This window comes from Flavobacterium humidisoli, assembly GCF_023272795.1.
Lineage (GTDB): Bacteria > Bacteroidota > Bacteroidia > Flavobacteriales > Flavobacteriaceae > Flavobacterium > Flavobacterium humidisoli.
In genome coordinates this window covers 1,517,042-1,530,148 of sequence record NZ_CP096829.1, presented here as the reverse complement: position 1 = coordinate 1,530,148, position 13,107 = coordinate 1,517,042, and the positions used below count along the sequence as shown (strand labels likewise).

The window sequence follows — 13,107 nt, the reverse complement described above, 5'->3', positions numbered from 1 at the left end:
CTATTCAAAACTCAAATATTTACAAATTTTTAATCCTTTATTACCATGAAAAACAATTTTTACAAACTGCTTTTTTTATTCGCTTTATCGCTTTTTGCGGTTTCGTGCAGCAACGACGACAACCATGACGATCACGATCACGACCATGATTCTGAAGAACATACATTTGTTAGAATTTTACTTTCTGACGAAAAAACCACAGAATTAACGCTTTTTGATCCATCAGAAGATAAAATTAGTTCGTTTACAGCTAAATTTCCAAAATCATCTTTGTACACTACAGAATCTGGGCGTTACGCGGGTATCATTCACAGAGACAATAATTTTGTAGAAACTTTCGACAGCGGATTGGAATTGCATGGCGATCATATCGATGTTGATGATGTTCCAAAATTTGGTTTCTTAACTGCAAGCGCGCAAAAACCAACACATTTTAAAAGTAAAATTGGCGAAATCCTAACGTTTAATGACGGAGACGGAACGCTTTCTGTTGGTAAAGAAGCCGACGTAAATAAATCGGGTGCGACTTTCAAAACTATAAACGCAGGTTTATTGGCACATCACGGTGCAATGGCCACTTTTACAAACGGAACTTACGCTATTACGGAGAAAGACAATTCGGTAACTGGAACGCTTCCTGAAAAAGTAAAAATTATTGACAATACCGGAAAAACACTTTTCGACGCTAAAATTGCCACAAAAGGAATTCACGGAAATGCTTCAGACGGCGTGTATGCCGTATTTGGTTCTGCAAGCGGTATTTTGGTTGTGGAAAGCAACGGAAGCCAAAAACTGATCGATCATCCGGAAAATTTTGGAACAGCTTGGTTTGGAAGTATTTTAGAAACGGCTTCGGCGGGGAAATTTATTGGATATACGGCTGCAAAAGGCGCTTATTTAATTGATGTTGTAAACAGTACCGTAAAGCCAATTATCGAAAACACAACAATTATGCAGTGTAAAATTAGTTACGATCATAAAAAACTGGCTGTTCTATTGCATTCAGGAGATTTTAAACTTTACAATATCAGCAGTTTACAATTAGAAAAAGAAATCAAAGCCACTACAGCAACTGCAACAGATGCAACACTAAAGCCTCAAATTGCTGTAACAGAGAAATTTGCTTATATCACTTCTCCAACTACAGGCGAATTACTGCAAGTGAATCTTTCTTCATCAGAAATTAAAAAGACAAAGGTTTCAAGCACGCCTTATATGATTACCATTATTGGTTATGAAAACAGCGAAACGCACAGCCACTAATTGATTTTAGTACAGCTCTTGCGAATTATTTTAACACATAGAAACATAGATTTGTAAGCTATGTTTCTATGTGTTTAAAAAACTTAATATATAAAAAATAAAAAAGGTCCAACTTTCGTCGGACCTTTTTTATATTAATCGTAATCTAAGATTACAATAAAGCGTCTAAACTATCTGCGTAGGTTTGTTTCGGAGCTACTCCTACTTGTTTTCCTACTACTTCACCGTTATGAAACACCAAAACGGTTGGTATGTTACGCACACCATATTTTGCAGCAAATTCTTGGTTAGCATCTACATCTACCTTACCAACAACTACTTTACCAGCGTACTCTTCGCTCAATTGGTCGATGATCGGACCAACCATTCTACAAGGACCACACCATGCTGCCCAAAAATCTACCATTACTGGTTTATCTGATTTTAAAACTACTTCATCAAAAGTAGCATCTGTTATTGCTAATGCCATAATATATTAAGATTAAAATTATGTCTGAATATTTAACTTTCAAACTACAGTACAAATTTAAAAATTTAAAATAAATCAAACACCATTACTAAATTAGTTTTCATTATAAATGTATTGTCATTAATTATAAACTGTATAAGGATAAATTTACAATTTATTTAGCTGAAAATCAAACCAATAAAAAGTTAATATTTTTTGTAGTATCTTTAATACATTCAAAATTAGGCTAACATGAAAGAAACTTTATCCAAAACCAAATCCTTTCTGCAATCTGATTCTTTTAAAAAATATGCCAAACGTTTTGGGTATTTTATCTTGGGCCTAATTGCAATTCTTCTGCTAGCCTGCGGAGCACTTTCTGTTTATTTCAACCGAAACAAAACCGAAATTATTGCTAAAGTCAATGCTAAAATCAACGAAAATATAAATGGTAAATTTCATGTTACCGATTTTCATTACAAGTTTTTAACTGGTTTTCCCAATTTTACCTTGGCCCTGAAAGATGTCGAGATAAAAGACAATCAATGGCAGAGTCACAAACATACGCTGCTGAGAGCAAAAGAAATTGAAGCACATTTGAATATCTGGAGCCTATTGCAGCACGAAATCAACATTCATAAAATATTAATCAACGACGCAGATATTTATATCTATAAAGCCGAAAATGGCTATTCTAACGCCAATATTTTTAAACCTAAAAAGAAAAAAACTCAATCCGACAAAGAAAAACCCGAGACCACAATTGACGAAGTGAACCTCAACAAAGTTCATGTAATTATTGACAATCATTTGGGACATAAACTGTTTGATTTTGATGTGGCAAGTTTAGACTCCAAAGTAAATTATGACAATGACAGCTGGCAGACCAATCTGTATTTGAAAACCAAAATTAATAGTCTCGCATTCAATACCGTTCACGGAAGCTTTGCAAAAGAAAAAGTACTGGAAGGCAATTTTGATATTTCCTATGCCGAAGCCAGCCAAAAAATAGATATTAAAACCCAGAAACTTAAAATTGGTTCTGATGTTTTTGACATTATCGCTTTTTTTAATGTCGGAAAAACCAATTCGCTTTTCGGAATTAATATCGGAACGGAGATTTTATGGCGAAATGCTTCTAATTTATTATCGGCAAATATTAGTTCGAAACTCAATCAATTTGATTTAAAAAAACCGATCAAAGTGAACTGCGACATTAAAGGCGATCTGAATGTAGAAGGCGATCCTAAAATTGTGGTTCAAGCAGATGTTCGTGATAACGAATTAACTATTCCTGATGGTTTATTTACCAATTGCAGTTTCAAAGGAATTTTTACGAATAATTTTAAACCCGAAAACGGATTTAGCGATCCGAACTCGGCAATTGTTTTGACCAATTTTAATGCTGAATACGAAAGCATTCCGCTAAAAATTGCTCAAGCCGTAATTAACAATCTCGAAAAACCGATTGCAACAGGAGTTGTAAATGCCGATTTTGACATTTCTAAACTCAACGGAATGATGAATGAAAAAATTCTTCATTTTGAAAGCGGTCATGCCAAAGCCAATTTAAAATTTCAGTTTGATATTGTGGATCTCTATATCAATAAACCGCGTTTTACGGGAGAAGTTGATATTAATGATGCTACTTTCGATTATCTTCCAAAGAGCATTCATGCCGAAAAAACCGCTGTACAGCTTTCTTTTACGCAAGAAGCGCTTTACATTAAAAAAATCGCATACAAACACAAAAAGAATATTATCCGCATTGACGGAAAAATAGATAATTTCTTGAACCTATATTACGACGCACCCGAAAAAATGGTGGTAAACTGGAATATTTATTGTCCTAATATTGACGTAAAACAGTTTTTGGGCGTTTTAAAGAATTCTCCACAGCAAAAAGTTACAGAGAAAAAACCAGTTAAAAAGAATGTCAATTTTACAAACCAATTAAGATCTGTAATTGAAAAATGTACGGCTGTAATTAATCTTAAAGCCGATAAAATCACCTACGGATCGCTTACGGCAACCAATACTCAGGCCACGCTTCAGATGCTGAATTCTAAAATTCTGCTTAAAAACGGCACATTGCAAACCTCTGGCGGAAGTATCGCATTTAGCGGTTCTGTGCAGCCAAGCGGCAATCAGTATGTTTTTACTTCAAACGCGCAGGTAAACCGTGTAGATATTGCAAGCTTTTTAAGATCTTTCAACAACTTCGGAATCAAATCTTTCAGTCCAAAAAACATTCGAGGCCGATTGACCAGTAACGCCAATGTTGCAGGTCTCATGAGTAGTAAAGGCGATTTAATTGTCAACTCGATGAAAGGAAAATTAGATTTTAATGTCAACCAAGGCGCATTACTCAATTTTGAACCCATTATGAAAGTAGGAAAATTTGCTTTTCCGCTTCGCGATGTCGAGAATATTACTTTTAGCGATTTATCGGGTTCGCTCAATCTTCGTGGAGAACAAATAGATGTGCATAAACTTACCATAAGCTCCAGCGTTCTCAATCTTGATGCAGAAGGAATTTATTCTTTTGGCCGAGGCACCAATCTCGCACTTACTGTACCACTTAGAAATTCTAAAAACGATGCCAATCTGGCCACCAAAGCAGAACGAAAAGCCGTTCGAGAACGCGGTATTGTCCTGCATTTGATTGCTTATGATAATGAAGGAAAAATGAAGGTCAAGTGGGGAAAGAAGGATAAAAGTTAAATGAAAGAAACAAAGCACTCAACATTGTCCTCTAGCAAAAGATTTTTTATTTTTAATCCCTAACTTATAAACGAGTTTCAAAATGAAAAAATTAGAAATATTTTTAAGTTCTGATCAACCGACCACTTGTCCTAAATGTGGAAACAGAACGGAAATACTCAAAGAATCTGAATTATCTCAACAACACAAATGTCCTTCTATAGAATGTAATTTTCAATTTATTGTAGAATTTGACAATATATAATGACTTATGAAGGAAGGACAAAAACTCTGGACTAGAAATGAATTAATTCTTACTATAAATTTATACTACAAATTACCTTTTGGTCGATTACATCGTTTAAATCCAGAAGTAATTCACCTCGCCAATCTTATCGGAAGAACGCCGGACGCAGTTGCATATAAACTTGTAAATTTTGCCAGTCTTGACCCAAGTTTAAAAGCTAGAGGAATTAAAGGCGCATCAAACACAAGTAAATTAGATGTCGAAATATGGAATGAATTTTTTAACAACCTAAATGTTTTAGCTTTTGAGAGTGAGAAATTATTAGCAAATGCAGAAGATATATCTATTGAGCAATTAAATCATATTCCAGAATTTCAATCAATAAAAGAAGGAAAAACCAGAGAGCAACTTGTAGAAGTTCGTGTTAATCAATCTTTTTTCAGAAAATCAATTTTAGCATCTTATAATAATACTTGTTGTATTACAGGAATTCAACAACCGGAACTTTTGATAGCCGGCCATATAAAACCTTGGAGCGTCGATAAAGAAAACAGATTAAATCCTCAAAATGGAATTGCAATTAATGCTCTCCACGACAAAGCCTTTGAGAATGGTTTATTGACTATTACAACTGACTTTAAAATCAAAATTTCTCCAACCTTATTCAAACAAAAGAAATCAAAATCTATCGAAGATTATTTTTTAAAATTAGACAATCAAGATATCATTTTACCAACAAAATTTCTCCCAGATATCGAATTTCTCAAATATCATAATGAAGTTTGTTTTAAACAGTAATTTGCATTTAAAAAATAATCCAGAAAAAAAAGCCACTCTCCCAAGTGGCTTTTCCAATTTCTATTCAACCTCCAAATAAGGATCCAAAATCTCGGCTAGTTTATTCAGCCAGTAAAAGCTTTCATCGAGGTTGATATTTTCTTGCTGCAGAAATTCATTTTCGTGCATTACATTTAAGGCAAGAATGTAATTTACCTGTCGAATGCACTTTGCCATACTTTTGGAATCAATTGAATTGTTGAAGAATTCATTTAACCTCAATTTGGTTTCTTTCGAAAAAGTGTTTGTACTCATAATCTTGAATTTTAGGAATAAAAAAACCCGTGTAGCTTAGTTGTCCTGCACCTTCAAGAAAGCGCTGCGGTTGTTTCCAATACCGCCAACATACCACACGGGCAGGAATTTTTTTTTGTGTTCATAATCTTGAATTTTTAGGAATTTCAAATATATGAAAAACAAAAACAAATTGTAGGTTTTTTCTTTATTTTTAAATTGAAATACTATAAGTATATTTTTTCTAAATCGAAATTACAAAATTGAAAAATAAATCGTTTTAAAATTTCATAATATTTCCTTAACCTACTTGTCTTTTAGTTGTAAAATCGATAAGTTTGAGAATGAATCATTAAATATTATGCGTTATGAAAGTACAGATCAACACCGACAAAAACATTGAAGGAAGTGCAAGATTAGAAAGTTATTTTTCTGGAGAAGTTGAAAAAAGCTTAGACCGTTTTCAAGATAAAATTACCCGCGTAGAAATTCATTTTGGAGACGAAAATGGAGAAAAGTTCAGCTTGCATGACAAAAAATGTGTGATTGAAGTTCGTCCTGTAAAACTACAGCCCATTACGGTTACAGAACACGCCGACACACTTGAAAAAGCTTTTAGCGGTGCATTGGCCAAAGCCAAAAAAACATTGACGAGCACTTTCGAAAAAATAAAAGAACATTAATTTTTTTTTTAAACCATATAAGTGATATAAGTTCATTTTAGAATTTACCTCACAAAGCAACGAAGCCGTAAAGAATACTTTACGGCTTCGTTTTTTATGGATAATAACAAGTGAAAATCTTAAATTCTCTTATATTACTTATATGGTTTATTTCCTTACGATTTTGGCAATGGTGCACCAACAGCAATATCGCAACGGTGACCTGGTTTTCCGTGTGGCGGGTTCATTCCGTCTGCTACTGTAGTCTCGTTACCTTCTGTGCTTAACAAAGCTGGAACTGGGTTTGATGCTGGCGGAGTAACTGTAAAGTTTTGCGTAACCGTTCCGCTTTGAGCGGTATTTGAAGCTGTTGTTGTCGTTGTTGCTTTAGGCGAATTTAAAGGTGCGCCAACAGGAATATCACATCTATGTCCTGGCTGTCCATGTGGCGGATTCATTCCTTTTGCTACTTTAACTGGCGCAGCAGTTGTAGTCGTAACTATCTTCTGCTGAGTCGGATTTACCTGAACAGTTTGTCCTGGAGTTGCCTGAACTTGCTGTGTTGGCGCAGAATTTAAAGGCGCTCCAACCGCAATATCGCAACGATGTCCCGGCTGTCCGTGAGCAGGATTAATTCCTTTTGTATCGCTTAAAACTGTATTGGGGTTTGTTGCAGGATTTTGCACAATTGGCGCAGCAGTTTTGGTTGTATCTTTTGCAAGTCCTAATCTTACTAATTCAGAAGTGGCTGTGCTTTCTTGCGGTTCTAATTCCTTTTTGCAGGAAATAAAAAGTAAAGAAGTAACAGCTAGTGAGCCTAGAAGTATTTTTGCATTCATGACTGGGGGTATTTTTATTGAGAATCAAATATAGTGGTTTTTGAGATATTACAACACACAAGTACTGTAAGATAATTTAGTAGGGGACAAAGTTGCAAAGGTACAGAGTCGCCAAGAATCTTAAAATAAACTTTGCGCCCTGGTGCCTTTGTGACAATAATTCGTTTTCTTTAATTTCCTTATATCACTATATGTTTCAAAAAATTATACCTTTAAACTCAAATACTATATCTCATGAAAAAAACACTTTTACTCCTTTTATTTGTTGCTTCTTTTGCCAATGCGCAAGCAGACAAAAACAAAATTAATCAGACATTAGATGCTTGGCATAAAGCTGCTGGCGAAGTAAAATTTGATGCTTACTTTAATGTATTGGCAGACGATGCCATTTACATTGGAACCGATGCCACTGAAAATTGGACCAAAAAAGAATTTGCTGTTTGGGCAAAACCCTTTTTCGATAAAGGAACTACATGGAATTTTAAAGCTTTAGAACGTCATATCTTTTTTGATAAATCAGGAAAAATAGCTTGGTTTGATGAATTATTAGACACACAAATGAAAATTTGCCGCGGTTCTGGAGTTTTGGTAAAAGTGGGGAACGAATGGAAAATTCAGCATTATGTGCTATCGATGACCGTTCCGAATGACGAAGTCGATGCTGTAACCAAAATAAAAGCACCAATTGAAGACTCTTTGATTGCAAAACTTCAGAAAAAATAAAACATTTTACGGTTTTCTTATTATAAACGTAACTTTTTGAGCACTTTAGAAGCACTGTTGGCAGATTAATTTTAATTAATTCGGCAAAAACAGTGCTTTTTTGTAACTTTAGAATAAGATACTGTCAAAAAAATGAGCGGTATTTTATAAAATTCATCAAAATAAAACCCATACCTCTATTTTATCAGCCTTAAAAACAAGAATCTTTATTTTTTTCTAACTTTGACCCCAAAAAAAATAGGGTTAAACAAAGTATTTTAAAAATGAAAATAGAAAAACGCTGGATTATCTCCTTTATCATGATAAGCGTCGTATGTACGATAGGGGCTTTTTGGCCAACAGTTACCGAAAATAATTATGTTTTATCAGAATTTGGAACTATAGATCATATTGTTCCTGCCGATGTTGCCTGGATGCTTACTTCGAGCTGTCTGGTTTTAATCATGACACCAGGATTGTCTTTCTTTTATGGCGGAATGGTTGGAAAGAAAAATGTTATTTCGACTATGCTTCAAAGTTTTATCTGTCTGGGCGTAGTTACGTTGTTATGGGTCGTTGTAGCTTTTAGTTTGGCATTTGGAGAACCAGTCGGTTTTGGTTCTGGAGATCATTTTTATAGTTTTTTTGGAAATCCAACTACTTTTGCTTTTATGGATTATGTTGGTGTTCTGCCTCATAAACAATTGGCCAATACGATTCCGTTTATGCTTTTTGCTTTGTTTCAAATGAAATTTGCCATCATTTGCCCTGCAATTATTACAGGTTCGTTTGCAGAACGTGTTCGTTTTATCTCTTATTTAGTTTTCATCAGTTTATTTACCATATTTATTTATGCTCCTTTATGTCACGCGGTTTGGTATCCGACAGGCGTTTTAGGAAGTTATTTTGGAGTTAAAGATTTCGCTGGAGGAACTGTAGTGCACATGAGTTCTGGTTTTGCAGCTTTGGCTGGTGTTATTGTTTTAGGAAAAAGAAAAAACAGCCAGCATATTCCAACCAATATTCCTTTTGTATTATTAGGAACAGGAATGCTTTGGTTCGGCTGGTTCGGATTCAACGCTGGATCTGCTCTTGCTGCCAACGGAACTGCTGCTATGGCTTTTGCTACAACCACAACTTCATCGGCTGCAGCCATGTTAACTTGGATTTTCTTTGATAGAATGAACGGAAGAAAAGTTTCTGCCCTAGGAGCTTGTATTGGAGCTGTTGTAGGTTTAGTTGCCATTACACCTGCTGCAGGATTTGTCTCAGTTCCGGAAAGTATGTTCTTCGGTTTCATTACGGCTTTGGTTTCTAATACCGCTGTAAATTGTAAATATTCTAAAAAATTCGACGATACGCTTGACGTTTTTGCTTGTCATGGTGTTGGTGGAATTATGGGAATGATCTTGACTGCTGTTTTCGCTCACGGCGAAAATGCAAGTTTACTTCACGGCGGATGGAATGTTTTCGGACATCACATGATGGCGTTGGTTCTAGTTTCAGTCTTTACTTTCTTTGGAGCTTATTTCTTGTTTAAAGTAACCAACTTCATTATTCCGCTAAGAGTTTCAGAAGAATCAGAACACATCGGGCTGGATTTATCACAACATGATGAATCTCTTGATCCGAAAGCACAGCCAATTACAGAGCCTCATTACGGTTAAGAAATATTTTTTTCAGCCACGAATTCACAAATTATTTTAAAAATAAAATTCGTGAATTCGTGGCTGAAAACTTTTAAACTTAGTTACGCTATTTTCATTCGTTTATATTCCTTAATTTTGCGGAAAATTTTTGTAAAAGTGGGAAGTAAAAATAAACTTAAGAGATTCAGAGAAAACGAAACATTTCAAAACGTTTTTCAGCCAACCAGAGAAGAAGTTGTAGGCGACTTAATGCCTTTAAAAGGAAAATGGAACTCTGATTTCTTTAAAAATGATAATCCATTAGTTTTAGAATTAGGATGTGGAAAGGGAGAATATTCTGTTGGATTAGCAGAGAAATACCCAAACAAAAATTTTGTTGGAATTGACATTAAAGGAGCGCGTTTCTGGCGTGGTGCTAAAACTGCTGTTGAAAACGGTCTTCATAATGTCGCTTTCGTTCGTACACAAATCGAATTGATCAATCATATTTTTGCTGAAGGAGAAGTGGACGAAATCTGGATTACTTTCCCAGATCCGCAGATCAAATACAAAAGAACAAAACACAGAATGACCAATTCTGAGTTCTTGAAATTGTACAAAAAAATCTTAAAAAAAGACGGTGTGGTAAACCTTAAAACCGATAGCGAATTTATGCACGGTTACACTCTTGGATTGCTTCACGGAGAAGGTCACGAAGTTTTGTATGCCAACCATAACGTCTATAAAAACGAAGGAAGTCCAGAAGTTGTAACTTCTATCCAGACTTTTTACGAGAAACAATATTTAGAAATTAATAAGGCAATTACGTATATTCGTTTCAAAATTAAAGACTAACTTTAATTTTGAAACCTTTATCTAACCGATTTAATAACTAAATGACCTACCTTACCCCATTACTTTCAGGCTTTATTGCTGCTGCGATTGGGACAATTCCGCCAGGATTGCTTAATATGACGGCTGCCAAAATAAAAATGAAAGAAGGCAAAAAGAATGCTTTATGGTTTGTAATCGGGGCTGTTTTAGTTATTTTTTTTCAAGCTTATGTTGCCGTATTGTTTGCTCGCGTCATAGACAATCGTCCAGATGTTGTAACCTTATTGCGTGAAGTTGGTTTTGTCATTTTTTCGATCTTAACCATTTACTTTTTATTTTTTGCAAAAGATCCGATAGCAAAGAAAAAAACAAAAATCAAAAAGAGCAGTAAAAAAAGCAGTTTCTTTCTCGGAATGTTGCTTTCTGGATTAAACTTCTTTCCGATTCCGTATTATGTTGTCGTTAGTGTTACTCTGGCTTCATACAATCTTTTTACATTTCAAAACCCAATTATACTAACATTTGTATTAGGTTCTGTTCTTGGAGCTTTTGGAATTTTATACAGCTATATTGCTTTCTTTGGAAGAATAGAAAAGAAAACCGATTACTTCATGCGTAACATGAATACTATTATTGGCTCTATAACAGGATTAGTTGCTCTTGCAACACTTTTTAATATCCTGAATTATTACTTCGGATAAATTTTATAGCCACAGATTAAAATGATTTTTTTTACTTTGTGGTAAATAATTTTTCACGCAGCTTTCTAAGGATTTAAACAGATAATCCATTTAATCTTTGTAATCTGTGGCAAAAAAAGACAAAATCATGGCAGAGGAAAATTTTTTCGAAAGAGTTTATGTAATCGCTAGACAAATTCCGTTTGGGAAAGTAACTTCTTATGGTGCTATTGCGAAAGCTTTAGGCACAGCTCGCTCTGCAAGAATGGTAGGCTGGGCAATGAATGCCTGTCATAACATGGGTGATGTTCCTGCGCACAGAGTTGTAAATCAAAAAGGACTTTTGACAGGAAAACATCACTTTGACGGAACCAATTTAATGCAACAGCTTTTAGAAAATGAAGGCATAAAAGTGGTCAACAATCAGATTGTAGACTTTGAAAAACACTTTTGGAAACCGGAAGTTGAATCGTAGGAAATATTTTCACCATATAAGTGATATAAGTTCATTTTAGTTTAAACTTAATTTTATTTTTTCTCCCGCAGATTTTGCAGATCTAGCGGATTTTCTTTTTTCCAAAAATTCAAAATCTTCGAAATCTGGGGAATAAAAAATCTTGGCGTCTTAGCGCCTTTGTGGCAAACCCACTAAATCAAGCAAATCACAAAACTCGTTTTATCCTCATCGGTTTGGTAGCTTAGATATCCTCCGTGCGCTTCGATAATGTTTTTAGAAAGCGTTAATCCAATTCCGGCACCATCTTTTCTGGTGGTGAAAAACGGAAGGAAAACTTTGTCTCTAATTTCAGCATCCACTCCTTTTCCGTTGTCTGAAATCACAATGAAAAAACGATTATTTTCTGTATAACTTGAGATTATTAATTTCTTTTCTGATTTCTCTTTTAACGCATGAATACTATTGGTAATCAAATTGATAATTACCTGCTCCATCTGATTTTTATCAATCATAATAGAACGCGAACTGTGTATTTCATTCATCAACTCGATTTTTTCTTCCTTCAAGATCGGACTCATAATTCGAAGGCAATCTTCAAACAAAGCATTAATTGGTGTCATTTGTTTGTTTGGAGTTGGCAGCATTGCTAGTTTACGATAATTTTCCACGAAAAACTGTAAATGATCGCTCCTATTGATGATGGTAGAAATACTGCTTTTGATATCTTCAAAATCATCGTCCTCCAATTCATCCTGATCTACAATGTGAAGCAAATTCTGCGAAAGCGCGCGAATAGGCGTTAAAGAATTCATTAATTCATGCGAAATAATCTTCATCAAATTAATCCATGCTTCTTTTTCTTTCTTTTCAATAACACGCTGAATACTGTCTAACAAAATGATGAAATACTCTTTATTATACGTTTGAGTATGCGAAGTCTGCAGCATAAAAGTCTGCAGATCTTGATCTTCAATTTTGATCGAAATAGCGGTTTTTAACTCTGTAAAACCCACCTTTTCAATTTCGCTGCATAAACTCGGAAGATAGTTTTTAAGATATTTCCAGTGGTTTACTTTCGGCACTTTGAAGAGATTAGAAAAACAGTCATTCATTATAAAAATAGACCAATCATCATCTCCCTTTTCTAAGATTAAAGCTGCGGTATCAATACTGTTCAAAATCGAACGATAAATCAATTCTTTGGATATTTGTTCTTGCTTTTGAACCTTTAAAGCATCATATAAAAGATACAGACTGTTAAAATTGTCTTTTTTATGCTCTTCTGGAAAATGAGCAGAAAAGTCGTTATGCAGTATCGAGTTTATTGTTTTATCATAAAACAGCAATTGGTTTTTGACAAAAAAATACATTTCGATTAGAAAAATCAAAACAAAAACACCAACTAATAATGCGTTGTATTGAAATCCTTTATAAAACAATAATGCACTGCCAATAAAAAGCGCCATTACAAACACAACTCTTACAAACAACGCGTTATAAAACTTCCAATTCTTCATTATTATTTTGAATTGTCTCCAGCTTTAACTGGAGAAATAAATTATTTATAGAAATA

13 protein-coding genes are annotated in these 13,107 nt (G+C 34.5%); 9 read left to right on the top strand and 4 right to left on the bottom strand.

Annotated elements, in window-relative coordinates; all coding sequences use genetic code 11:
* The first annotated feature begins 45 nt into the window (after positions 1-45).
* A complete protein-coding gene (locus M0M44_RS06940) occupies positions 46-1,263 on the top strand; it encodes a hypothetical protein (protein ID WP_248729108.1) in 1,218 nt (405 codons plus the stop codon).
* Between the two features lie 151 nt (positions 1,264-1,414).
* Here M0M44_RS06940 and trxA read toward each other — a convergent pair whose 3' ends face one another.
* The gene (trxA, locus tag M0M44_RS06935; RefSeq protein WP_068844792.1) at positions 1,415-1,732 is read right to left on the bottom strand and encodes a thioredoxin; all 318 of its coding nucleotides are present in this window, start codon (positions 1,730-1,732) and stop codon (positions 1,415-1,417) included.
* 231 nt (positions 1,733-1,963) lie between these two features.
* On the opposite strand from trxA, the gene M0M44_RS06930 reads away from it, so the two are divergent.
* Together M0M44_RS06930 and M0M44_RS06925 are read left to right on the top strand one after the other, a co-directional pair.
* Positions 1,964-4,435, top strand: a complete 2,472-nt coding sequence (locus M0M44_RS06930) for an AsmA family protein (protein ID WP_248729107.1) — start codon at positions 1,964-1,966, stop codon at positions 4,433-4,435.
* A gap of 250 nt (positions 4,436-4,685) precedes the next feature.
* Positions 4,686-5,459, top strand: coding sequence for an HNH endonuclease (locus M0M44_RS06925; protein ID WP_248729106.1), 774 nt, complete (start codon positions 4,686-4,688; stop codon positions 5,457-5,459).
* Positions 5,460-5,519: 60 nt separating this feature from the next.
* Here the strand turns inward: M0M44_RS06925 and M0M44_RS06920 are convergent, their stop codons facing one another.
* Positions 5,520-5,753, bottom strand: a complete 234-nt coding sequence (locus M0M44_RS06920) for a hypothetical protein (RefSeq protein ID WP_248729105.1) — start codon at positions 5,751-5,753, stop codon at positions 5,520-5,522.
* A 347-nt stretch (positions 5,754-6,100) separates the two neighbouring features.
* On the opposite strand from M0M44_RS06920, the gene M0M44_RS06915 reads away from it, so the two are divergent.
* The gene (locus M0M44_RS06915) at positions 6,101-6,415 is read left to right on the top strand and encodes an HPF/RaiA family ribosome-associated protein (protein ID WP_111425972.1); all 315 of its coding nucleotides are present in this window, start codon (positions 6,101-6,103) and stop codon (positions 6,413-6,415) included.
* A gap of 155 nt (positions 6,416-6,570) precedes the next feature.
* Here the strand turns inward: M0M44_RS06915 and M0M44_RS06910 are convergent, their stop codons facing one another.
* Entirely contained in the window at positions 6,571-7,233 is a 663-nt protein-coding gene (locus M0M44_RS06910) for a hypothetical protein (protein WP_248729104.1), read from the bottom strand.
* A gap of 234 nt (positions 7,234-7,467) precedes the next feature.
* On the opposite strand from M0M44_RS06910, the gene M0M44_RS06905 reads away from it, so the two are divergent.
* The 5 genes from M0M44_RS06905 to M0M44_RS06885 all read left to right on the top strand — a co-directional run bounded on the left by M0M44_RS06905 (position 7,468) and on the right by M0M44_RS06885 (position 11,552).
* Complete coding sequence (locus M0M44_RS06905; protein ID WP_248729103.1) at positions 7,468-7,956, top strand: nuclear transport factor 2 family protein; 489 nt, start codon at positions 7,468-7,470, stop codon at positions 7,954-7,956.
* 263 nt (positions 7,957-8,219) lie between these two features.
* Positions 8,220-9,602, top strand: coding sequence for an ammonium transporter (locus M0M44_RS06900; protein ID WP_248729102.1), 1,383 nt, complete (start codon positions 8,220-8,222; stop codon positions 9,600-9,602).
* A 138-nt stretch (positions 9,603-9,740) separates the two neighbouring features.
* Positions 9,741-10,418, top strand: a complete 678-nt coding sequence (gene trmB, locus M0M44_RS06895) for a tRNA (guanosine(46)-N7)-methyltransferase TrmB (protein ID WP_248729991.1) — start codon at positions 9,741-9,743, stop codon at positions 10,416-10,418.
* A 41-nt stretch (positions 10,419-10,459) separates the two neighbouring features.
* On the top strand, positions 10,460-11,098 hold the full coding sequence (locus tag M0M44_RS06890) for a LysE family transporter (protein WP_248729101.1): 639 nt from the start codon (positions 10,460-10,462) through the stop codon (positions 11,096-11,098).
* 127 nt (positions 11,099-11,225) lie between these two features.
* A complete protein-coding gene (locus M0M44_RS06885) occupies positions 11,226-11,552 on the top strand; it encodes an MGMT family protein (RefSeq protein WP_248729100.1) in 327 nt (108 codons plus the stop codon).
* 173 nt (positions 11,553-11,725) lie between these two features.
* Here M0M44_RS06885 and M0M44_RS06880 read toward each other — a convergent pair whose 3' ends face one another.
* Positions 11,726-13,051, bottom strand: coding sequence for a sensor histidine kinase (locus tag M0M44_RS06880; RefSeq protein WP_248729099.1), 1,326 nt, complete (start codon positions 13,049-13,051; stop codon positions 11,726-11,728).
* Between the last annotated feature and the right edge of the window lie 56 nt (positions 13,052-13,107).

Excerpts from the sequence above, each read along its gene's own strand:
- M0M44_RS06940 (WP_248729108.1), top strand. The coding sequence starts at position 46 with ATGAAAAACAATTTTTACAAACTGCTTTTTTTATTCGCTTTATCGCTT.
- trxA (WP_068844792.1), bottom strand. The coding sequence starts at position 1,732 with ATGGCATTAGCAATAACAGATGCTACTTTTGATGAAGTAGTTTTAAAA.
- M0M44_RS06930 (WP_248729107.1), top strand. The coding sequence starts at position 1,964 with ATGAAAGAAACTTTATCCAAAACCAAATCCTTTCTGCAATCTGATTCT.
- M0M44_RS06925 (WP_248729106.1), top strand. The coding sequence starts at position 4,686 with ATGAAGGAAGGACAAAAACTCTGGACTAGAAATGAATTAATTCTTACT.
- M0M44_RS06920 (WP_248729105.1), bottom strand. The coding sequence starts at position 5,753 with ATGAGTACAAACACTTTTTCGAAAGAAACCAAATTGAGGTTAAATGAA.
- M0M44_RS06915 (WP_111425972.1), top strand. The coding sequence starts at position 6,101 with ATGAAAGTACAGATCAACACCGACAAAAACATTGAAGGAAGTGCAAGA.
- M0M44_RS06910 (WP_248729104.1), bottom strand. The coding sequence starts at position 7,233 with ATGAATGCAAAAATACTTCTAGGCTCACTAGCTGTTACTTCTTTACTT.
- M0M44_RS06905 (WP_248729103.1), top strand. The coding sequence starts at position 7,468 with ATGAAAAAAACACTTTTACTCCTTTTATTTGTTGCTTCTTTTGCCAAT.
- M0M44_RS06900 (WP_248729102.1), top strand. The coding sequence starts at position 8,220 with ATGAAAATAGAAAAACGCTGGATTATCTCCTTTATCATGATAAGCGTC.
- M0M44_RS06890 (WP_248729101.1), top strand. The coding sequence starts at position 10,460 with ATGACCTACCTTACCCCATTACTTTCAGGCTTTATTGCTGCTGCGATT.
- M0M44_RS06885 (WP_248729100.1), top strand. The coding sequence starts at position 11,226 with ATGGCAGAGGAAAATTTTTTCGAAAGAGTTTATGTAATCGCTAGACAA.
- M0M44_RS06880 (WP_248729099.1), bottom strand. The coding sequence starts at position 13,051 with ATGAAGAATTGGAAGTTTTATAACGCGTTGTTTGTAAGAGTTGTGTTT.